The organism is Burkholderia sp. BC1 (assembly GCF_052683555.1).
Genome location: NZ_JBQYLP010000072.1, coordinates 1 through 21,819, shown reverse-complemented (window position 1 = coordinate 21,819; position 21,819 = coordinate 1). Strand labels below are relative to the sequence as shown.

Annotated in this window: 20 protein-coding genes; 6 read left to right on the top strand and 14 right to left on the bottom strand. The window is 66.8% G+C overall.

Annotated elements, in window-relative coordinates:
* Positions 1 to 119: 119 nt before the first annotated feature.
* A complete protein-coding gene (locus ACSHSS_RS25250) occupies positions 120 to 275 on the bottom strand; it encodes a DUF3309 family protein (protein WP_006397610.1) in 156 nt (51 codons plus the stop codon).
* A 201-nt stretch (positions 276 to 476) separates the two neighbouring features.
* Between ACSHSS_RS25250 and ACSHSS_RS25245 the strand changes: the two genes are divergently transcribed.
* From ACSHSS_RS25245 to ACSHSS_RS25220, 6 genes are all read left to right on the top strand, one after another.
* Entirely contained in the window at positions 477 to 1,151 is a 675-nt protein-coding gene (locus tag ACSHSS_RS25245; RefSeq protein WP_177322036.1) for a histidine phosphatase family protein, read from the top strand.
* A gap of 31 nt (positions 1,152 to 1,182) precedes the next feature.
* Positions 1,183 to 2,214 (top strand): phosphotransferase, encoded by a 1,032-nt coding sequence (locus ACSHSS_RS25240; protein ID WP_035953557.1) that lies wholly within the window; start codon positions 1,183 to 1,185, stop codon positions 2,212 to 2,214.
* Positions 2,215 to 2,257: 43 nt separating this feature from the next.
* Positions 2,258 to 3,022, top strand: a complete 765-nt coding sequence (locus tag ACSHSS_RS25235; RefSeq protein WP_006404547.1) for an SDR family oxidoreductase — start codon at positions 2,258 to 2,260, stop codon at positions 3,020 to 3,022.
* A gap of 7 nt (positions 3,023 to 3,029) precedes the next feature.
* Positions 3,030 to 3,788, top strand: a complete 759-nt coding sequence (locus ACSHSS_RS25230) for an SDR family NAD(P)-dependent oxidoreductase (protein WP_060040074.1) — start codon at positions 3,030 to 3,032, stop codon at positions 3,786 to 3,788.
* Positions 3,789 to 3,822: 34 nt separating this feature from the next.
* Complete coding sequence (locus ACSHSS_RS25225; protein WP_261536960.1) at positions 3,823 to 5,067, top strand: acyl-CoA dehydrogenase family protein; 1,245 nt, start codon at positions 3,823 to 3,825, stop codon at positions 5,065 to 5,067.
* Positions 5,068 to 5,165: 98 nt separating this feature from the next.
* The gene (locus tag ACSHSS_RS25220; RefSeq protein ID WP_012467758.1) at positions 5,166 to 6,062 is read left to right on the top strand and encodes a LysR family transcriptional regulator; all 897 of its coding nucleotides are present in this window, start codon (positions 5,166 to 5,168) and stop codon (positions 6,060 to 6,062) included.
* A gap of 9 nt (positions 6,063 to 6,071) precedes the next feature.
* On the opposite strand, the gene ACSHSS_RS25215 is transcribed toward ACSHSS_RS25220, so the two are convergent.
* From ACSHSS_RS25215 to ACSHSS_RS25155, 13 genes are all read right to left on the bottom strand, one after another.
* Positions 6,072 to 6,779, bottom strand: coding sequence for a GntR family transcriptional regulator (locus tag ACSHSS_RS25215; RefSeq protein ID WP_012217747.1), 708 nt, complete (start codon positions 6,777 to 6,779; stop codon positions 6,072 to 6,074).
* Between the two features lie 64 nt (positions 6,780 to 6,843).
* On the bottom strand, positions 6,844 to 7,890 hold the full coding sequence (locus ACSHSS_RS25210) for a proline racemase family protein (protein WP_048804179.1): 1,047 nt from the start codon (positions 7,888 to 7,890) through the stop codon (positions 6,844 to 6,846).
* 12 nt (positions 7,891 to 7,902) lie between these two features.
* Positions 7,903 to 9,384, bottom strand: a complete 1,482-nt coding sequence (locus ACSHSS_RS25205) for an aldehyde dehydrogenase family protein (protein WP_261532389.1) — start codon at positions 9,382 to 9,384, stop codon at positions 7,903 to 7,905.
* A 25-nt stretch (positions 9,385 to 9,409) separates the two neighbouring features.
* A complete protein-coding gene (locus ACSHSS_RS25200; RefSeq protein WP_372587684.1) occupies positions 9,410 to 10,702 on the bottom strand; it encodes an NAD(P)/FAD-dependent oxidoreductase in 1,293 nt (430 codons plus the stop codon).
* Positions 10,699 to 11,715 (bottom strand): 4-hydroxyproline epimerase, encoded by a 1,017-nt coding sequence (locus ACSHSS_RS25195; protein WP_261532390.1) that lies wholly within the window; start codon positions 11,713 to 11,715, stop codon positions 10,699 to 10,701. The genes ACSHSS_RS25200 and ACSHSS_RS25195 overlap by 4 nt, the downstream gene beginning before the upstream one ends.
* Positions 11,716 to 11,772: 57 nt before the next feature.
* On the bottom strand, positions 11,773 to 12,651 hold the full coding sequence (locus ACSHSS_RS25190; protein WP_105843525.1) for a dihydrodipicolinate synthase family protein: 879 nt from the start codon (positions 12,649 to 12,651) through the stop codon (positions 11,773 to 11,775).
* 33 nt (positions 12,652 to 12,684) lie between these two features.
* Positions 12,685 to 13,350, bottom strand: coding sequence for an amino acid ABC transporter permease (locus ACSHSS_RS25185; protein ID WP_012217741.1), 666 nt, complete (start codon positions 13,348 to 13,350; stop codon positions 12,685 to 12,687).
* A gap of 10 nt (positions 13,351 to 13,360) precedes the next feature.
* Positions 13,361 to 14,032: an amino acid ABC transporter permease gene (locus ACSHSS_RS25180; RefSeq protein ID WP_060040084.1), complete on the bottom strand. Its 672-nt coding sequence runs from the start codon at positions 14,030 to 14,032 to the stop codon at positions 13,361 to 13,363.
* 10 nt (positions 14,033 to 14,042) lie between these two features.
* The gene (locus ACSHSS_RS25175) at positions 14,043 to 14,882 is read right to left on the bottom strand and encodes an amino acid ABC transporter ATP-binding protein (RefSeq protein WP_261536959.1); all 840 of its coding nucleotides are present in this window, start codon (positions 14,880 to 14,882) and stop codon (positions 14,043 to 14,045) included.
* 94 nt (positions 14,883 to 14,976) lie between these two features.
* On the bottom strand, positions 14,977 to 15,810 hold the full coding sequence (locus ACSHSS_RS25170) for a substrate-binding periplasmic protein (protein ID WP_261532392.1): 834 nt from the start codon (positions 15,808 to 15,810) through the stop codon (positions 14,977 to 14,979).
* A gap of 386 nt (positions 15,811 to 16,196) precedes the next feature.
* On the bottom strand, positions 16,197 to 17,306 hold the full coding sequence (locus ACSHSS_RS25165) for a J domain-containing protein (protein ID WP_261532393.1): 1,110 nt from the start codon (positions 17,304 to 17,306) through the stop codon (positions 16,197 to 16,199).
* 65 nt (positions 17,307 to 17,371) lie between these two features.
* A complete protein-coding gene (locus ACSHSS_RS25160) occupies positions 17,372 to 19,747 on the bottom strand; it encodes a DNA polymerase II (RefSeq protein ID WP_105835504.1) in 2,376 nt (791 codons plus the stop codon).
* Between the two features lie 106 nt (positions 19,748 to 19,853).
* Entirely contained in the window at positions 19,854 to 21,470 is a 1,617-nt protein-coding gene (locus ACSHSS_RS25155) for an EAL domain-containing protein (protein ID WP_261532394.1), read from the bottom strand.
* Between the last annotated feature and the right edge of the window lie 349 nt (positions 21,471 to 21,819).

Genomic DNA, 21,819 nt, shown 5'->3' with positions numbered 1-21,819 from the left:
CGTATGTGCGTCGGTCTCGCGATCCGCGCCGTTTCCCTATCCGGCTGCGTCGTGTAAAGAATCCATGGCGAGGTCTGCGTCGCGCGCAGGCGCGCACGACCGCAGCGCGCTGCCGGGCGTCATATCCGACCGAGCAGCACCAGCACCACGACGATGATGACGATCAGCCCGAGCGTGCCCGATGGCCAATAGCCCCAGCTTCGGCTATGCGGCCACGTCGGAAATGCGCCGATGAGCAGCAGAATCAGTATCACGATAACGATGGTACCGAGCATTGCACCCCTCCTGGACGAGTTCGAAATAACGGTTTCCGACGCCGCAATTCCTGTGCCGCGACGCCGACTCGCGCGCGCACCGGTCGCCGCATGCCTGCGCTGAATTCATGAGATGAATAGTCGTCGATTCAGAAAATAAATTTCAAAAATGCAGACCGGCTCGCTATGCTGGGCCTTCCATTTCGATCCGGCGGGCATGCGATGGCGGAACTGTATCTGGTGCGGCACGGGCAGGCGTCGTTCGGCACCGACGACTACGACAGGCTGTCCGACGTCGGCGTGCAGCAGGGCGTATGGCTCGGCGAATACTTCGCGCGCGCGCATGCGCCGTTCGACCGCGTGATCTGCGGGACGATGACGCGGCATGTGCAGACGGTCGACGCGATCCTGCGCGGCATGGGGCGCGACGACGTGCCGGTCGAGCGCCATCCGGGCCTGAACGAGTACGACTTCCACGGCCTGTTCGCGGCGGCGGCCAGCGACTACCCGGAGATCGCGCGGCTGGCGGCCGGCTCGATGCACGAGCATTTCCGCGCGCTGAAGCAGGTGCTGCAGCTGTGGACGGAAGACCGGCTCGGCCCGGCGGCGCCGGAAAGCTGGGCGCACTTCCAGCAACGCGTGGCCGATGCGCGCGCGGCGATCCGGCAGTCGGGCGGCAAGCGCGTGCTCGCGGTCAGTTCGGGCGGGCCGATCGCGGTCACGATCCAGCAGGTGCTGGCGGCGCCGCCCGCGAGCGCGATCGCGCTGAACCTGCAGATCCGCAACAGCAGTCTTTCGCAGTTTTTCTTCAACGCCGAAGCGTTCCATCTGGCGTCGTTCAACGGGATCCCGCATCTGGAGGACCCGGAGCGACAGTCGTTCCGGACCTACGGCTGATCCGAACACGCACTCACGAACGATCGCGACGATGACGAACACCACCCAGCAACTCGACGTTGGCCGCCTTGCGCGTTATCTCGAACAGCATGTGCCGGGCTTCGAAGGGCCAGTCGAAGCGGAGAAGTTTGCCGGCGGCCAGTCGAACCCGACCTTTCTGCTGACCGCGAAGAGCGGCCGCTACGTGCTGCGCCGGCAGCCGCCGGGCGAACTGCTGAAGTCCGCGCACGCGGTCGACCGCGAGTTCCGCGTGCTGAGCGCGCTGTCGCGTACCGCGGTGCCGGTCGCGCGGCCGTATCACCTGTGCGAGGACCGCGACGTGATCGGCAGCCTGTTCTACGTGATGAGCTACGAGGACGGCCGCATCTTCTGGAATCCGGCGCTGCCGGAACTGCCGCAGGCCGATCGCGCGACCTGCTACGACGCGGTGCTGCGGACGATGGCCGCGCTGCACGACGTCGACGTCGACGCGGTCGGCCTCGGCGACTACGGCCGCCCCGGCAACTATTTCGAACGCCAGATCGGCGTGTGGACGAAGCAGTATCGCGCGGCGGAAACGGAGCGCCTCGACGCGATGGAGACGCTGATCGACTGGCTGCCGCGCGCGTGCCCGGACGATACCGGCCGCCCTGCGCTCGTCCACGGCGATTTCCGGCTCGACAACCTGATGTTCGAGCGCGACGACTATCGCGTGAAGGCCGTGCTCGATTGGGAACTGTCGACGCTCGGCAATCCGCTCGCCGATCTCGCGTATTTCTGCATGTGCCTGCGTCTGCCGGCGGACGGCCATATTCCGGGGCTCGCGGGCCAGGACCGCGCGGCGCTCGGCGTGCCGGACGAAGCGCAGATCGTCGCGCGCTACTGCGCGCTGCGCGGTATCGAGCCGATCCGCGACTGGCACTTCTATCTGGCGTTCAGCTTCTTCCGGCTCGCGGCCATCGCGCAGGGCGTGAAGGCGCGCGCGCTGCAGGGCAACGCGTCGAACGAGCAGGCGCTGCGCGTCGGGGCGATGGCGGGGCGGCTCGCGGAACAGGCGGTCCGCGTGATCGACGCGCATCGCTGAGCCGCGCAACGACCTGACGACATTCAATGGAGGAGCAAAAGACATGGCAACGAACCTGTTCGACCTGACCGGCAAGATCGCGCTGGTGACCGGCGCAAGCCGCGGCATCGGTGAGGAAATCGCGAAGCTGCTCGCGCAGCAGGGCGCGCACGTGATCGTATCGAGCCGCAAGCTCGACGACTGTCGGGCGGTGGCCGACGCGATCGTCGCGGCGGGCGGCCGTGCGGAGGCGCTCGCGTGTCACGTCGGACGGATGGAGGACATCGCCGCGACGTTCGAGCAGATCCGCAACAAGCACGGCCGTCTCGACATCCTCGTGAACAACGCCGCGGCGAACCCGTATTTCGGGCACATCCTCGATACCGATCTCGCCGCATACGAGAAGACGGTCGACGTGAACGTCCGCGGCTACTTCTTCATGTCGGTCGAGGCCGGCAAGATGATGAAGGCGCAGGGCGGCGGTGCGATCGTCAACACGGCGTCGGTGAACGCACTGCAGCCGGGCGACCGGCAGGGCATCTACTCGATCACGAAGGCCGCGGTCGTCAACATGACGAAGGCGTTCGCGAAGGAATGCGGGCCGTTCGGCATCCGCGTCAACGCGCTGCTGCCGGGGCTGACGAAAACGAAGTTCGCCGGCGCGCTGTTCGAGGACAAGGACATCTACGAGACGTGGAAAGCGAAGATCCCGCTGCGCCGCCACGCGGAGCCGCGCGAAATGGCGGGCACCGTGCTGTATCTGGTGTCCGACGCGGCGAGCTATACGAACGGCGAGTGCATCGTCGTCGACGGCGGGCTGACGATCTGAGCGCGCGATGAAGATCGACAGCTATGCCGGCCAGGCGGTGATGATCACCGGCGCCGCGAGCGGTTTCGGCGCGCGGCTTGCGAGCGAACTGGCCGCGATGGGCGCGCGGCTCGCGCTCGGCGATCTGAACGCGGACGCGCTCGAGCGCGTGGCCGCGCCGCTGCGCGCGGGCGGCGCGGACGTGATCGCGCAGCGCTGCGACGTGCGCATCGAAGCCGACGTCGCCGCGCTCGTGCAAGCGTCGGTCGCCCGCTGCGGGCGGCTCGACGTCGGCGTGAACAACGCCGGCATCGCGCCGCCGATGCAGGCGCTGATCGACACCGACGAAGCCGATCTCGACCTGAGCTTCGCGGTCAACGCGAAAGGCGTGTTCTTCGGGATGAAGCACCAGATCCGGCAGATGCTCGCGCAGCGCGAAGGCGTGATCCTGAACGTCGCGTCGATGGCCGGGCTCGGCGGCGCGCCGAAGCTCGCCGCCTACGCGGCGTCGAAGCACGCGGTGATCGGCCTGACGAAAACGGCCGCGATCGAATATGCGCGGCACGGGATCCGCGTGAACGCGATCTGCCCGTTCTACAGCACGACGCCGATGGTCACCGACAGCGATATCGGCGACCGGCAGGACTTTCTCGCACAGGGCTCGCCGATGAAGCGGCTCGGCCGGCCCGAAGAAATCGTCGCGACGATGCTGTCGCTGTGTGCGAAGGAAAACACCTATCTGACCGGGCAGGCCGTCGCCGTCGACGGCGGTGTCTCGGCCTTCTGAACCGAACGCAACACGGAATCTCGAGGAGTCGATCATGGACTTTGGCTACACCCCGAAAGTGGAAGAACTGCGCGAACGCGTGCGCGCATTCATGGACGCGCACATCGTGCCGCGCATTCGTCAATGGCACGACGAAGTGCATGCGGGGCAGTATCCGGTGTCGTTCATGGAAGACCTGAAGGCGCGCGCGAAGGCCGAAGGGCTGTGGAACCTGTTCCTGCCGCATCTGAAGGACGACGAACCGGGCACGCGCCTGACGAACCTCGAGTACGCGCCGCTCGCGGAAATCATGGGGCGCGTCGGCTGGGCGTCCGAGGTGTTCAACTGCAATGCGCCGGACACCGGCAACATGGAGCTGCTGCACATGTTCGCGACGCCCGAGCAGCGCGAGCAATGGCTGCTGCCGCTGCTGCGCGGCGAGATCCGCTCGGCGTTCGCGATGACGGAGCCCGACGTCGCGTCGTCCGATGCGACGAACATCACGACGCGCATCGTGCGCGACGGCGACGACTACGTGATCAACGGCCGCAAGTGGTTCATCACGAACGCCGCGCATCCGAACTGCAAGATCTTCATCGTGATGGGCAAGACCGATCCTGCGGCCGAATCGCATCGCCAGCAGAGCATGATCCTCGTGCCGCGCGATACGCCGGGCGTGACGGTCGTACGCAACATCACGGTCGTCAATCACTACGCGCCGGAAGGGCATTGCGAGATCACGTTCGACGACGTGCGCGTGCCCGCGCGCAACCTGCTCGGCGAAGAGGGCAGCGGCTTCGCGCTCGCGCAGGCGCGGCTCGGGCCGGGTCGCATCCATCACTGCATGCGCTCGATCGGCGCGGCCGAGCTCGCGCTCGAACTGATGATCGACCGCGCGCAGGCGCGCGAAGCGTTCGGCAAGCCGCTGAACCGGCACGGCACGGTCGGCGAGTGGATCGCGCGTTCGCGCATCGAGATCGATCAGGCGCGGCTGCTCGTGCTGAAGGCCGCGTGGATGATCGACAAGGTCGGCGCGAAGGCCGCGCGCAAGGAGATCTCGATGATCAAGGCGCTCGTGCCGACCGTCCATACGAACGTGTGCGACCGCGCGATGCAGCTGTTCGGCGCGGCCGGGCTGAGCCCCGACACGCCGCTCGCCGATCACTGGACGTGGGGCCGAGCGCTGCGCTTCGCGGACGGTCCGGACGAAGTGCACCTGCAGTCGATCGCGCGGATGGAGATCAAGCAGGCGGTGCCCGGCGCGAGCGCGCCGTACCTGACGCCGCCGCCGCGCGGCTGAGCGTTGCAGGCGGTGCCGCGCACGTCGGCGCCGCCGCGGGAGCGAACATGGACGAACGGGCGGCGCGCGCCGTAAGATGCCGGCGAGGAGGCTTCGCGATGCGCCTATCGAAGATTGATCTGAACCTGTTCGTCGTATTCGACGCGATCTACAACAAGCGCAACCTGACGCGTGCGGCCGAACTGCTGAACCTCACGCAGCCTGCCGTCAGCAATGCGCTCGCGCGCATGCGCAAGACGCTGAACGATCCGCTGTTCGTCAGCACGCCGGCCGGAATGATGCCGACGCCGTTCGCGGAGAACATCGTCGGGCGCGTGCGCGAGGCGTTGCAGCTGCTCGATTCGAGCGTGCATGAAGGCGACGTGTTCGATCCGGCGTCGTCGGAGCGCGTGTTCCGGCTGAGCATGAGCGATCTGACCGAAGCGCTGCTGCTGCCCGCGCTCGGCGAACTGCTGCAGCGGCAGGCGCCCGGCATGCACGTGCGCAGCTATACGATGGATCGCCGCGAAATCGCGACGGCGCTCGCGAACGGCACCGTCGACATCGCGATCGACGCGCCGCTGCTCGGCGATCCGCATCTGCATCAGGCGCCGCTCGTGCGCGACCGCTATGCGTGCATGATCCGCGACGGTCATCCGTTCAAGGGCGACACGCTGACGATGGACGACTATCTCGCGATGGGGCACATCCACGTGTCGAGCCGCCGCAAGGGCAGCGGGCACGTCGATGCGGAGCTGACGCGGCTCGGGCTGCGCCGGAACATCCAGATGCGTGTGCAGCACTACATGGTCGCGCCGCTGATCGCGATGCGCGGCGATCTCGCGCTGACCGCGCCGCTGCGGCTGCTGCAGCGCTATCCGGCGCGCATTCTCGAACTGCCGTTCGAGATGCCGGGCCTCGAATACTTCTGCTACTGGCATCGCAGCGCGGATCAGGATCAGGCGAACCGGTGGCTGCGCGAGCGGCTCGCGGAGTTGATGCGCGATATGGGGTGACAGGCGCGCTTACAGAACCGACATCGATTCGGTGAGGTTCTGCTTCATGTAGTCGAGGAAGCGCTTCTGGAACAACATCGTGTGTTCGTGCGCGGCTTTTTCGGCGGCGTCTGCGTCGCGGCGCGCAATCGCGTCGATTAGTTCGTCGTGGTCGCGGCCGAGCTTCGCGGCCGTCGGCGAACTCACGGTGAAATCGAAATGCAGATGAAGCAGGCGCTGCCCTTCGCCGAGCAGGCGTTCGTAGTAGCCGACGAAATACGGATTGTTGGCGGCATGCGCGATCGCCATGTGGAGCGCCTTGTTGGTCTCCGACATCGCCTGGAAATCGCCGCTCGCGACGGCCTCCATGTAAACGTCGTCCGCCTTGCGGATTTTCGCGAGGTCCGCATCGGTGCGCTGCGTGGCCGCGAGTCGCGTCACCGCGCGCTGGATCAGGTCGAGCGCCGAGATGTACTTCGGAAATTCCTCGATCTCGAACGGCGTGACGAGCGTGGTCCGGTTCGGCAGGATCGTGACGAGCCCTTCGCTGCTCAGCCGTGCGATCGCGTCGCGCACCGGCGAGCGCGACAGCCCGAACTGCGCGGCCAGCGAGATTTCGTCGAGCTGCACGCCGGGTTTCAGCTTGAGCGTCAGGATCTGTTTGCGCAATTCCTCATACACATACCGCCCGCCGTGCCGGCGACCGCCACCTTCCGATTCAGGAGCCTCTTTGCTCATCACGCCACCCTTCATGTCATCGGCCCGGATCGCCGAGCGCGCTCGCGAGTTTAGCATCGCGGCCTCACGCGCCTGACGTCGCCGAAGAGCCGAAGCCGTCGCCCCACGTATCGCTGAGCAAGAATCCCGCGGCGAGCGGATCGTCCGGGTCGACGCCGAGCTGCTGGAACCCGAACACCCACGCGCGGCCGGTGACGCGCGGCAGCACGGCCGGCCGGCCGCCGACCTCGGTCGTGCCGAGCATCTCGACGCGGAATTCGCCGCCGATCGTCGAACGCGAGGTCAGGCAGTCGCCCACGTGCACGCGCCCGCGCGCGGCCAGCGTCGCGAGGTTGGCCGAGCTGCCGGTGCCGCACGGCGAGCGGTCGACGCGGCCGGGCGGTAGGGTCGTGCAGGTCTGGTAGACGGTGTCGTCGACGCGGTGGCGGAACATCACGTACGCGACCTCGTTGATCTCGGGGTACAGCGGATGCTGCACGCTCACCTGGCGGTTGATGATCTCCCTGAGTCGCACGCCGTGCGTCGCGAGTTGCCGCGCGTTGTCCGGCGCGATCGAGAGCCCGATTCGGTCGACATCGACAAGCGCGTAGTACACGCCGCCGAACGCAATATCGACCGGGAGCGTGCCGAATTCCGGCGTGTGCACGTCGACGTCGAGCTGTTCGACGAACGACGGCACCATGTCGAGCGAGACGCCCACGCAGCGGCCGTCGCGGCAGGTGGCTCGCGCAGTGACGAGCCCGGCCGGCGTGTCGAGTACGACGGTGGTTTCAGGTTCCTGCATCGGCACCATGCCGAGTTCGAGCAGCGCGGTAACGACGCAGATGCAGTTACTGCCCGACATCGGATGGGCCTTGTCGGCCTGCAGCACGATGAATCCGGCATGCGCTTCGGGTCGCGTCGGCGGCAGCAGCAGGTTCACCGACATCTGCAGGCAGCCGCGCGGTTCGAGCACGACAAGGCGCCGCAGGCTGTCGTCGGTCTCGTTCAGGTAGTTCATCTTCTCGAGCATGGTCTGGCCCGGAATGTCGAGCACCCCGCCCGTGATGACCTTGCCGATCTCGCCTTCGCAATGCACGTCGACGAGTTGCAGCGTTTTCTTCCAGCGCATGATCGCTTCACCTTACTTGATGTACCAGCCCCACGGCGTGTCGCTGTCGTAGCGCGTGATCTGCTTGATTTCGAGGTAATTGTTGAGGCCCCACTCGCCGAGCTCGCGCCCGATCCCGCTCTGCTTGTAGCCGCCCCACGGCGCTTCCGTGAAGGTCGGCTGCGAGCAGTTGATCCACACGATGCCCGCGCGCAGCGCGCGAGCGACACGGTCGCAGCGCGACAGGTCGGCCGACATGACCGCCGCCGCGAGGCCGAAGCGCGAATCGTTGGCTGAGCGGATCGCCTCGTCCTCGGTGTCGAACGGCCTCACGCAGACGACCGGGCCGAAAATCTCCTCTCGCCAGATCCAGCTGTCTTCCGGCACGTCAGCGAACACGGTCGGCTCAATGAAGTAGCCGCGTTCGAGATGCGCGGGCCGGCCGCCGCCCGTCACGAGCCGTGCGCCTTCTTCGCGGCCGCGCGCGATCGCCTCGCGTACCTTGTCGTACTGCCCGCGGCTGACCAGCGGGCCGAGCAGTACGCCATCGTCGCGGCCGTTGCCGATCCTGATTTTGCGCGCTTCCTGCGCAAGCCGCTCGATCAGCGGCGCGTACAGCCGGCGCTGTACCAATACGCGGGACGTCGCGGAGCACACCTCGCCCTGGTTCCAGAAGATGCCGAACAGGATCCATTCGACGGCCGCTTCGAGGTTGCTGTCGTCGAATACGATGAACGGCGACTTGCCGCCCAGTTCGAGGCTCACGTTCTTGATGTCGCGCGCGGCCGCCTGCATGATGCGGCTGCCGGTCGGCACGCTGCCGGTGAAGGCCAGCTTGTCGATGCCCGGATGCTCGGCAAGCGGCGCGCCGGCGTCGGCGCCGAGGCCCGTCACGACGTTCAGCACGCCGGGCGGCAGGCCGGCCGCGTCTGCGATGCGGGCGAGTTCCAGTGCAGTCAGCGGCGTCAGCTCCGACGGCTTCAGTACCATCGTGCAGCCGGCCGCGAGTGCCGGCGCGACTTTCCATGCCGCCATCAGCAGCGGGAAATTCCACGGGATGATCGCGCCGGCGACGCCGATCGGCTCTTTCCGGACGACCGAGCTGAAGCGCGAGTCCGGCAGCGTCACCGGCGCTTCGACGTGGCTGTCGAGCTGTTCGGCCAGCCCCGCATAGAAATCGAAGCAGCCGGCGGCGTCGCCGAGATCCCACATCGCTTCGGGCAGCGGCTTGCCGTTGTCGCGCACTTCGAGTTCGGCCAGCTCCGGCAGCCGGTCGCGGATGTGTTGCGCGATCGCGCGCAGCACGACGGCGCGCTCGGCGCCGGTCATGCGCGGCCACGGGCCCTCGTCGAATGCGCGGCGCGCCGCGGCGACGGCGAGCCCGATGTCTTCGGCCGTGCCGGCCGCGACCGGCGCGATCACCGTTTCGTCGCTCGGGTCGATCGTGTCGAAGCTGCGTCCGCGCGCGGGCGCCACCCAGCGGCCGTCGATGAAGAGTCGTTGGTAGGAATTCATGAATGATCTCGAGCGTCAGGGAAATTCAAGCGAAGCGATAGGCGCTGAACGGCGCCAGGTTCTGGCGTGTCGGCCGGCCGGCAGCGAGGTCGGCGATCAGGCGGCCGGTCGTCGCGCCGAGCGTGAGGCCCAGTTGGCCGTGGCCGAACGCCATGTACGCATTCGGCAGCCGCTTCGAGCGGTCGATGATCGGCTTGGTGTCCGGCAGGAACGGCCGGTAGCCGACGCCGTACTCGACGCGCGCCGTCCGCAGTTCGGGCAGGATGCGTTTAGCTTTTTCCAGAATGATGTCGGCGCGCCTGAAGTTCGGCTGCGCGTTGCGGCCGGCGAATTCGATCGTGCCGCCGATCTGCAGCCCGCGTGTCATGGGGCTGAAGCAGAAGCCGCCGTCCGCGTAGATCACGGAGTGCCGGAACGCGACGCCCGGATCGGCGAGCAGCGCCTGATAGCCGGCAATGCCTTCGAGCGGCACGCGCACGCCGAGCGCGCCGAAGAATTGCCGCGAACCGGTGCCCGCCGCGACGACTACGTGAGCGGCCGCAATATGCTCGCCGCTGGTCAGCATCACACCGGTCGCGCGTCCTTCGGCTTCGTCGATGCGCGCGGCGTTCGCACGAATGCGGCGGCCGCCTTGCGCCTCGAAACTGGCGGTGAGCGCCGCGATGAAACCTTCGGTGTCGTTGACGGCGCGCCATTCCGGAAACAGCAGCCCGTGCCGGAAGCGGCCTGCGAGCGCCGGCTCCAGGTCGCCGATTTCCGTGGCCGTCAGCCGTTGCGACTGGAAGCCGAGCGACTGACGCAACTCGAGATGCGGTTGCTCGTGCGCGATGCCGGCCGGATCGTCGAAGACTTCGAGCACCGGGTGCTGGCCCAGCAGCGCGGAGTCGCCGCATGCGTCGAGCAGCGGCGCGTAGTCCGTGTAGACGTCGTGCGTGAGCGTGGCCATCGCCTGCGCGATCGACACGATTTTCGCGTGCCGAGCCGACGCGACGAAACGGAAGAACCACGGCAGGATGCCGGGCAGCGCGCCGGGCCGCAGCGCGAGCGGCCCGCTCTGATCCAGCAGCCAGCCCGGCACCTTCTTCAGAATGCCGGGCTTCGACAAAGGGATGATTTCGCTGACGGCCATCTGGCCGCAGCTCCATTTCGCGGTGCTGTCGCCGGGCGCGGCCGGATCGATCAGCGTGACCGCATGGCCGTCGCGCTGCAGATAGAGTGCGCAGCAGACGCCGACGATGCCGCCGCCGATTACGACGGCCGTTTCGCTGCGTGCAGCGCCGGGCGACACACCGGCATGCGGTTCGGGCATTGCGTTCAATTGACGAACTCCTGCAGGCTGAAACCCAGCGCATACGGTTGGGACGGATCGACGCGGTATTGTGCGTGCCCTGTGACCCAGGCGCGTCCCTCGATGCTCGGCAGCACCGCATCGACGCCGCTCTCGAGGCGCACCGTCGATTCGACGCGGCCGATGAAGCGGCTGCCGATCAGGCTCTCGTGACAGTACGTTTCGCCTTCTTTCAGCCAGCCGCGCGCGAAACGCTGTGCGACGCGTGCAGAGCTGCCGGTGCCGCACGGCGAGCGATCAACGAGGCTGTCGCCGGCGATCACCACCGCGCGCCCGTGTGCGTCGTCCGCGATAGGCTTGCCCGTCCACATGCAATGCCGCACGCCGCGAATCGCAGGATTGTCGGGATGCACGACGTCGAGCGCCGCGTTCACCGCGCGCTGCACGTCGCGGCCCCACGCCAGCAATTCGTCCGGCGTGAAGTGCTCGCAGCCGGGGAAGTTCGGCTGAACTTCGACGATCGGATAGAAATTGCCGCCATACGCGATATCGACGGCCAGCGTGCCGAGCGCGGGAATCGCGATCTCGACGTCGCGCTTTAGCAGGAAGCTCGGCACGTTCGTGAAGCGGACCGACGTCACGCGTTCGCCGTGGGTCTCGTAGCGCGCGACGATCTGTCCGGCCGGTACGTCGACCGTCACCGTGCCCGGCCGCTTCGGCACGACGAGGCGCTCCTCGATCGCGAACGCGATCGAGCCGATTGTCGCGTGACCGCACATCGGCAGGCAGCCGGACGTCTCGATGAACAGCAAGCTGAAATCGGCGTTGTCGCTGACCGGTGGATAAAAGATCGTGCCCGACATATGCGCATGGCCGCGCGGTTCCAGCATCAGCGTGCGGCGCACCCAGTCGTGATGCGCCACGAAATCCTCGCGGCGCGCGTTCATCGTCGCGCCCTGCAACGTTGGCGCGCCGTCGATCACCATGCGCACGGGCATGCCCTCGGTATGGCCTTCGATACAGGTAAAGCCGTGAATCGTCATGTTGAGGTTCCTCGGTCGGCGCACCGGCGCCACGCGGCGCCGGTGCGCGTCATGGGATTACGCCTGCGACGCTTCGAAGATCGCGCGGAACTCGGCCTTCTCCTGGTCGGTCAGCGGCTGCAGCGGCATGCGCGCATTGCCGACCTTGAAGCCCGCCAGTTCGCAGCCGTACTTGACCTTCTGGATAAACTTGCCCGACTCCATGCTCGCCATCACCGGGAACAGCGCGCGCATCACGTTCTGCGCGCCTGCGATGTCGCCGGCCGAGAATTTGTCGTAGAAGCTCACGACCTGCTTCGCGAAGCAGTTCGCGGGCCCGCAGATCCAGCTCGTCGCGCCCCACAGGAAGAAGTCGAGCGCCTGATCGTCCGAGCCGCACGACAGCTGATAGTGATCCTTGTACTTGCCGCCGATCTCGATCGCGCGCAACAGGTTGCCGCTGCTTTCCTTGATGCCGATCACGCGCGGATGATCCTTGAACGCGTCGAGCACGCCGAAGCCGACTTCGACGTTGGTGCGGACCGGATAGTTGTACAGGATCACGTTGACGTCGGTCACAGCGGCGAGAATCGCGTCGTAGTGGCCGATCAGTTCCTGCTGCGACGGCAGCGCATAGTACGGCGGCGCGATGAGGATGTTGGTGTAGCCGGCGTCGCGCGCTTGCCGTACCTGCTCGATCACTTCGCGCGTGCACGAGCCGTTCGCGCCGACCACGAGTTCGCCGCGCTGGCCGACCACTTCGCGCACGGTTTTCATTACCGCGCGCCGCTCATCGTTGGTCAGCGCGTAGTATTCGCCGGTCGAGCCGAGCGGGACGAAGCCGCTGACGCCCGCGGCGAGTTGAAATTCGAGGATCGACGCCAGCGTGTCGTGATCGACCGCGCCCGATGCGTCGAACGGCGTGACCAGCGCGGGCAGAATGCCTTTCAGTTGCATGAGATTTCTCCGGCTTGATGAGAGCGTTGTGAGTTAATAGGCGTAGCGCCTGAGCATCCTGGACTCCACTACGCCGACCAGGCGGGTCAGCGGAAAGGCGACGAGGAAATAGATGACGGCCACCGTCGTCAGGAATTCGACGGGGCGCGCCGTGCTGTTCGATACGTTCTGGCCGACGAACATCAGATCGGCGATGCCGACCGACGAAATCAGCGCGCTTTCCTTGAACAGGCTCACGACGTTCGACAGCAGCGGCGGGATCGCGCGCAGCAGCGCCTGCGGAAAGATCACGTAGACGATCTTCACGTGCGGCGACAGGCTGAGCGCAATGCACGCGTCGTGCTGTTCGCCGGCGATCGATTTCAGCGAGCCGCGAAACGTTTCGCTGGTGATCGCGGCCATGTAGAGCGTGAGCGAGATCAACACCGACAGGTACGGCGGAATCGGCAGCCGCAGCACGACCGGGAAGCAGAAGAACACCCAGAACAGCTGGATCAGCAGCGGCGTGCCGCGGAAGAATTCGACATACGCGGCGACCGGGCCGCGCAGCCAGCGCGACGGCGACATCCGCAGCAGGCTCAGCACGAAGCCGAGCAGACTGCCGACGATCGCGCAGGTCGCGGTGTACGCGAGCGTCAATCCCAGGCCTTTCACCAGGACCCACCAGTACGGCCAGACGACGGAGAAATCGAGATTCACGGCAGGCTCCTCAGCGTTGGACGGCGGCGTCCTGACGGCGCTCGATCACGTGGACGAGCCTGGCGATCGGCAGCGACAGCGCGAAATACACGAGCGCGACCACCGAATACGTTTCGAGCGGACGATAGGCTTGCGTCGCGAGGCTCTTGGCGACGTACATCAGATCGGCCACGGCGACGATCGCGACGAGCGCGCTTTGCTGCAGGCTGCCGATGCCGTTGGTCAGCAGGACCGGCATCGCGTTGCGCAGCGCCTGCGGCAGCACGACGAATATCGTGCGCTGCCACGGCCGCAGGCCAAGCGCGACGGCCGCATCGAGATGCTCTTTCGGCACGGCCTGCACGCCGGCGCGATACGCTTCGGCATTGAAGGCGGTCAGGTTCAGCCCGAGCGCGAGCACGCCCATCGCGATCGGATCGATGAACACGTCGACCATCATCGGGATGCAGTAGAAGAACCAGATGATCTGCAGCAGGGCCGGCGTGCAGCGGAAGAATTCGATGAACAGCTGTGCCGGCCAGCGCACGAACACCCAGCGGCTCATCGCGAACAGGCACAGCACGAACCCGAGCACCAGGCCCATCGCGTTCGCGGCGACGGCCAGCACGACCGTGACCTTGAGGCCGTCGAGCAGCGCACCGACGCTGCCGGCGAGGAAGCTGAAGTCGAAGTGATAGTTCATGGCTTCGGCCTCAGTCGAGATGCAGCACTTTCTCGAGGAATTCGCGCGTGCGCGCTTCCTTCGGACATTTGAAGATCTCCGACGGCGCGCCTTGCTCGACGATCTTGCCGTTGGCACAGAACACGACGCGCGTCGCGATATCGCGCGCGAAATGCATGTCGTGCGTGACGATGATCATCGCCATCTTCTGTTCGGCGAGCTTCAGCATCACGTTCTGGACTTCGACGACCATCTCCGGATCGAGCGCGGAGGTCACTTCGTCGAACAGCATCAGCTTCGGTTCGAGCATCAGTGCACGCGCGATCGCCACGCGCTGTTTCTGGCCACCGGACAGCTGGCTCGGATACGCGTGGAGCTTGCTTTCGAGGCCGAGGCGCGCGAGATACATGCGCGCGCGCTCCGTCGCGTCGGCCTTCGACATGCCGCCGACCCTGACCGGCGCGAGGATCAGATTGCCGAGCACCGATAGATGCGGAAACAGCGTGTAGTGCTGGAACACCATGCCGACCTGTTTCTGCAGCTTCGCGTCGATGCGCGGTGCGCCGCGGGTGCCGCCGCCGCGGATGTACGGCTGGCCGCGGAACGCGATCTCGCCGCGCTGGATGCCTTCGAGTCCCATCATCACGCGCAGCAACGAGCTTTTGCCGCTGCCGCTCGGCCCGATGATGACGAGCCGGTCGTCGGCGCGCATGTCGAGGCTCATGCCGTCCATGACGACGAGGTTCGGACCGTACGACTTGTGCACGTCGCGCAGGCGTACGAAGTCGGCGTCCGGTGCGGTTGCGGAGAAGCGCGCGGTCGAATGGGGATGCATGGCCGACCTGACGGCCATCGTTTGAGGCGACAACATGACAGTCTCTCCAGCGGCGCCCTGGCTCGGCGCTCGAAGTTCGAATCGGAAACAGCGAAGGGCGGCGCGCCGCGCGCGGCGGCGATGCGGGCGCTTACTTGCCCGTCGTCAGCATCGACTGCACGGACGTCTTGATCAGCCGGTCGATCGCGCCGGACTTCGTCTGCTGTGCGAGGTAGCTGTTGAGCGCGTCGATGTCCGCTTTCGGCGTGTCCTTGCGCAGGCCGAAGGCCACTTCTTGCTGGGCGAGCGGCGGCGTCGGATTGAAGCTTGCCGCCCAGTCCGGGTGCGCTTCCGTCAGCAGCATGTTGGTGATGTTCGCGTCGGCGAGCAGGTCGGCCCGCTTCGAGATCAGCGACAGGCGCGTCTCGTCGTTGCCGGGCAGCCGCATGATCCGCGCGCGCTTGAGCTCGGCCGAAATCGCCTTGTCCTGCGACGTGCCGGACATCACGGCGATCGTCAGGTCGGGCTTGTCGATATCCGCGAGCGTGCGCAGTGCCTTCGGCACGCGCGGATTGTTGCGGTTGTAGACGAACGACACGTTGTAGTCGGTCGCCGGCGCCGAGAAGGCGACGGCCTTTTCGCGCTCGGGCGTGTCGTTCAGCGCGAGCGACAGATCCCATTTGTCGGACTGCAGGCCGGCCACGATGTTGTCCCAGCTCGTATCCACGAATTCCACCTTGACCTTGAGCACGTTCTGTCCGAAATCGCGGCACAGATCGGAGAAGAAACCGCTGTAGTTGCCCGTTTTCGGATCGCGCATCACGTAGGGCGGCGCCACGGCGGCGCCGCAGCGCAGCACGCCGGCCTTCTTCACGCCGGCCCAGGCGTCGGGGCCGGCTGCGTGCGATGGCGTCGCGGCGAACAGCGATGTCGTCGCCAAGGCACACGCGACGAGTTGACGGGTGAAACGGGACAGTCGATTCATGGTGACCTCTCTGGACAGGGGTAAACCCGTAGGCGCGACACGCTCACCACACAATTATGTGTGTTTAATTGTGTGCAACGTTGCATGCATATTAGAAGGCCGAAATTCGACGTGTCAACGGGAACTTGTCCCGTAGGAAGGCGGGGTTTTCCCGGGGAGGTACCAGTGCGCGGGACGTCGGGCGGCGCGTAACGCGCCGGTGCGCGGTGCGGGCGAAGGCGGGTAGTGCCTTTGTGCGGAGGAAACCGCGGGCGATCGACGGAGGCGATCGATGGCCGCGCAGCGGAAGAGGAGGCGAAGGCCGAGGTGAAAGCGGAAGCGGCATGGCGGCGGCTTTGCCGCAAGCCGGATTCCGGTGTCGGCGAGCGCATACGCGCTCGCCACGACTAGTCGTCGAACCGATGCCCGCGCTTCACGTCCTTCAGCCAGTCCTTGACGTGGTCGAGATCCTCGAACGTCCGCAGTGCCACGTTCAGCTCGTGAATGCCGCGCTGCACGCTCGCGATGTCTCGCGCGAGCACGCGCATGACCGTATCGGGCGCGAGCTTGACCGACGACGCGATCCCGTACGTCCGCCGGAAATCGCCCTCGACGTGCCGGATTTCCTGATCGAGCTCGCGCAGCTGTTCCTCGAGGATGCCGTTGTAGCGCGCGAGCCGCTCTTCACCGAAGCTGTCGATCGCGTGCTGATCGATCTGCTCGATCTCGAGCTGCAGTTCGAGCAGTTGCAGCAGCTTGCCTTTCGCATAAGCGTCGTTGACACGCTGCATCAGCACGGTCTTGCGTTCCTGCTCGCGCGGATCCGTTTCACGATCGGGATGCAGCGCGCTGGCGAGCTTGCGATAGATCTCGCGGATCGACCGGCTCGATGCCGCCTGCTCGGCTTCGCGTTTCGCCTGCGCGGCGGATGGCCGCGGCGCTTTCCGGCGCTTGGCGCGCTGCGCTTCGCGGGCCGCGTGGCTGGCCATGTCGCGCTCGTACTGTTCGTCGAGGTCGGCCTGTATGCGTGCGGCGAGTTCGTCGGGCGACAGCGTGTCGAGGTCGTCGATCGGCTCGCCGCCGGGCGCCGGCTCCGGCTTCGCTTTCGCCGCCCGGCGAGCGGCCGTTGCGTCGCTGTCGATGCCGGAGGCACCGTGCCGGTTGTAGATGACGCTCAGCTGCGCGTCGTCGCTGACGTCGAGCAGATCGCGCGCCATGTCGGCGATCAACCCGGAAAGGATGCGTTGCTCGGCCTTGCTCAGTCCTTTTTTCAGAAACGCGTCGTCGAGCAAATGGACGAGCCTGATCCGCAGCGCGGTCGACGTCTGTTCGAGCGGCAGCAATCCGTCGACGAATTTCTTCTGGAACGCCGGCATCACGGCTTCCCACGCAGCGAGACGTTCGCGTCGCTTGTCGATCTGCTCGACGAGCGCATTGAAGGTCTTGCGGGCTTTCGACAGGCGGGTGCTTTCGTAACCGGGTGCGATGGCGACCGCGGTGCCGCGACGTGCGGTCATGATGGTGTCCTCCGGCTGCGGCGGAACGCGCAGCAAGCCGCTATTCTAGCCGGCCGGATGCGCGTTCATTCGAGAAACAGCTGCCCTTGCCCCGACACGACGCGTTCGAAATCGTCGCGCAGAAACGGCAGGATCGCATCGGCGACGGGCTGCAGCTGCCGGCTCACATAGAACGCGTAGTCGATCGGCGCGTGCGTCGCTTCGAGCGGCTCGGGCCCGGCCGTCGTCATCACGTAGCTGATCCACCCGCCGCGCTGATATTGAAGCGGCCGGCCGTTGGCCTGATTGAATTCGTCGGCGATCCGCGCCGCGCGCACGTGCGGCGGCACGTTGCGCTGATATTCGCGCAGCGGCCGACGCACGCGCTTCCGATAGACGAGCAGCGCGTCGAATTCGCCGGCGAGCGTGCGCTGCACGTAGTCGCGGATGAAGTCCCGATACGGCTCGCGCCGGAACACGCGACGATACAGCTCGCGCTGGAACTGCTGCGCGAGTGGCGTCCAGTCGGTACGGACCGTTTCGAGCCCTTTGAACACGAGGTCTTCGCTGCCGTCGGCCGCGGCCGCGAGCCCCGCATAGCGCTTCTTGCTGCCTTCTTCCGCGCCGCGCACGGTCGGCATCAGGAAGCGGCGGTAATGCCGTTCGTATTGCAGCTCGAGCGCGCTGTCGAGCCCGAAGCGTTCGCGCAGGTGCGTGCGCCACCAGCCGTTCACGTGCGCGACGAGTGCACGGCCCTTGCGCGCGGCCTCGTCGTCGTCGTGCGCGCGGCCGAGCCAGACGAAGGTCGAATCGGTATCGCCGTAGATCACGTCGAAGCCCTGCGCTTCGATCAGTTCGCGCGTGCGATGCATGATCTCGTGGCCGCGCATCGTGATCGACGACGCGAGACGCGGATCGAAGAACCGGCAGCCGGTCGAACCGAGCACGCCGTAGAACGAGTTCATGATGATCTTCAGCGCCTGCGAGAGCGGCGCGTTGCGCTGGCGCTTCGCGTCGTCGCGGCCTTCCCACACGCGCCGCACGATGTCGGGCAGACAGTGCGCCGTACGCGAGAAGCGCGCGCCGAGAAAGCCGGGCACCGACGCGTCGTCGTCCGGATGCGCGAGCCCTTCGATGAGTCCGACCGGATCGATCAGGAACGTGCGGATGATCGACGGATACAGGCTCTTGTAGTCGAAGACGAGCACCGAGTCGTACAGGCCGGGCCGCGAATCCATCACGAAGCCGCCGGGGCTGTTCTGCCCGGTCACGTCGCCGAGATTCGGCGCAACGTAGCCGAGCCGATGCATGCGCGGCAGATACAGGTGCGTGAACGCCGCGACCGAGCCGCCGGTGCGATCGGCCGCGAGCCCGGTGACGGTCGCGCGTTCGAGCGCGAACGACAGCAGGTCGGCCTTCGCGAAAATGCGCGTGACGAGCTCGCAGTCCTTCAGGTTGTAGCGCGCGAGCGCCGGCTTGTCGTGATCGAAGCGGCGCTGGATTTCGTCCATCCGCTGATACGGGTTATCGATCGACTTGCCTTCGCCGAGCAGTTGCTGCGCGACGTACTCGAGACTGAACGACGGGAAGCTCCACGTCGCGGACTTCAGCATGTCGATGCCGTCGAGGATCAGCCGGCCGGCCGCTCCGGCGAAGAAATGATCGGGCTGCTGCCCGTGCGCGCGCCAGTCGAGCACGCTGCCGCCGCGGCCGAGCTTCAGCGGCACGCCGAGCTGCTCCGCATGCGCATGCAGCACGCGCAGGTCGAACTGCACGAGGTTCCAGCCGATGATCGCGTCGGGATCGTGCGCGTCGAACCAGTCGTTGAGGCGCGCGAGCATCGTCGCGCGGTCGTCGCAGTAGTCGAGATCGAAATCGCGGGCTTCGGCCGCGTCGCCGTTCGGCGGCCCGAGCATGAACACCTGTCGTTGCCCGCAGCCTTCGAGCGCGATCGAATAGAGATCGCCGTGCACGCTCGTTTCGATGTCGAGCGACACGCAGCGCAGCGCGGGGCGATAGTCGGTGGCGGCTTTCAGCTCCGCGTCGACGAGCGTGCGCGCGTCGCCGGGCCGGCCGCGGAACCGCACCGGCGCGGTGATGAAGCGCTCCATCGTGTAGCGGTCGGGCGGTTGTATGTCGGCTTCGTAGACGTCGACGCCGGCCGCCGCGAGCCGCTTCTGCAGCGCAGTCAGATGCCGGTAGCGCCGGCAGTACAGGCCGACCACCGCGCGCTGCCGGAAATCGCGCAGCGCGAGCGGGCGCAGCTCGGCGTCGCGCTCGCCGGCGAGCACGCGTTCGGCGAGCGGCTGCTGTTCGGCGGGCACGAACGCGACCGCTTCTTGCGGACGCAGCCGCACGCGGCGCGGCCCGTGTTCGGTCGCCAGCCAGAACTCGACCTCGACGCCGGCCGACGTGTCACGCCAGTGTCGGGTGAGGATGAAACCCTGCTCGAACTCCGTCAAAACGCACGCTCGCGATGGATGCCCAGGCGGCGGATTGTAGCGCCTGCGCACGCGGCATGCCGCATGCCGCATCCCGTGCCGCGCGCCGCGGTGCGCGATGCGCCGCTCAGGCCGGCGCGGGCACGAGGCGGTCCTTGAGATGCTCGGCGCGTTGCGGCCGCTGATAGAGGTAGCCCTGCGCATACTGAATGCCGACCGCATGCAGCGCGCGATGCTGTTCTTCCGTTTCGACGCCTTCCGCGACGATCTTCAGTCCGTAGTGGTGCGCGACCGCCGCGATGCCCTCGATCAGGCGCGCGCTGCCGCCGTCGAGCTGCGCGACGAACTGGCGGTCGATCTTCACGTAGTCGAACGGGAAGCGCGTCAGCATGTCGAGATTGCTGTGCTGCGTGCCGAAGTCGTCGATCGCGAACTTCACGCCCTTCGCGCGCAGTGCGGCGAACATCGCGGTCGTCCGCGGATTTTTCTCGAGCAGCACGCGCTCGGTCACTTCGAGAACGAGCGTGAAGCCGGGCGGCAGGCGCCGGATCGCCTCGTCGACGATCGACATGAAGCGTGGGCGCTCGAGATCCTTCGGCGCGACGTTGATCGCGATGCGCAGCGGCATCGCGGGTGCGAGCGCGGTCAGCTCCGATACGGCCGTGCGCAGCACGTATTCGGTCACGCGCGGCAGCACGGCGCTCGACTCGACCTGCGGCACGAACGCGGTCGGGCTGATGGCCCCCCACTTCGGGTGATGCCAGCGCAGCAGCGCTTCGACGCCGACGGTCCGGCGCGTTTCGATCTCGACGACCGGCTGATACACGACATGGAATTCGTTGCGCCGCAGCGCATCGCCGACGGCCTTGAGCAGCAGCCGGCGCGGCGCCGTCGCGATCAGGTAGGCGGCGACGACGAGTGCGTCGACGAGCAGCGCGATCGTGCCGAACAGCAGCCGATAGCGGCGCTCGACTTGCGACACGTACTGCGCGGACGCAACGACCGACACCGTGAACGGCCAGGCGCGCGACGCGATCGCGGTGCCGCGCGGCCGCACGGCGCGCGATGCAGCGATGAAGCGGCCGCGATGATCGAGGCGGCCCGCGCCCGCGATCGAGAGCGTCGCGCTTTCGGCGCCGTAGCTGCCGCTGTGTGCGAGCGCGTCGGCGACGTAGTCGCCTTCGATCAGATACAGCACGCCGGCGTCGCGCGCGGTCGCGCGAAACGCGGCGAGCACGGGGATGCCGCGCTGATACGGCGTCTCGGGCAGCAGCGTGATGCGCGTGCCGTCCGCGGCCGGCGTGGCGGCGGGCGCGCGCACGTAGGCGTCGAGCGGCGCATCGATCGCGCCGAGCGCGGACGAACAGGTCAGCCGGCCGCCGTTGACGAGCGCGATCGCGCGCAGATAGCGCAGCCGCGTCTCGGCTTCCGCGAGCGGCGCGAAGATCTGTCTGCACGGCCGGCCGACGAGCGGCGGGAGCGCGTCCGCGTGGCGCGAGCGCAGGCTGTTGAGGATCCGATCGACCGACGCGGCGATGTCGCCGGCCACGAGGCCTTCGTGCCGCGCGACGGCGTCGCCCGCATAACGCTCGGCCAGCACGAATGCACCGGCGGGCACGAGCACGCACACGATCACGACGGCGGAGAATGCAAGCCGCAACCAGACGGCACTGCGCTGGAAGACGGGCTTCGCGCCCGAGGTCGGCGCCGGTATCCCCGCAGTCGCCTTTGTTGTTGTGCGCATGGTGGCAAATGAACCGGTCGAATGGGCCGATCGCGAGCATGCGGCATGCCTGGTCCGGGCAATGCGGCTCGCGGTTGCGGTCGTTCACGTGCCGGGAGCGCTCGCTCGGCGACGCGGGCCCGGTCGACGCGTATCGTCTCGGGCCGCAGGCCGAAAAATACCCCGGCCGCATCGCTGTGCGGCCGGGGCGAAAGCACCTTCTCTTGGCACGAGGACGGCGCGTTCGCAGTATAAGACGCACCGCACGATTCCGGAATAACGATTTGTAATAAACGGCGCAATTTCACAATTGAGTCGTTAAGGAAACGCTGATCAATGGACCAACTTCCGAAGTTGCAGGCGAGATGGC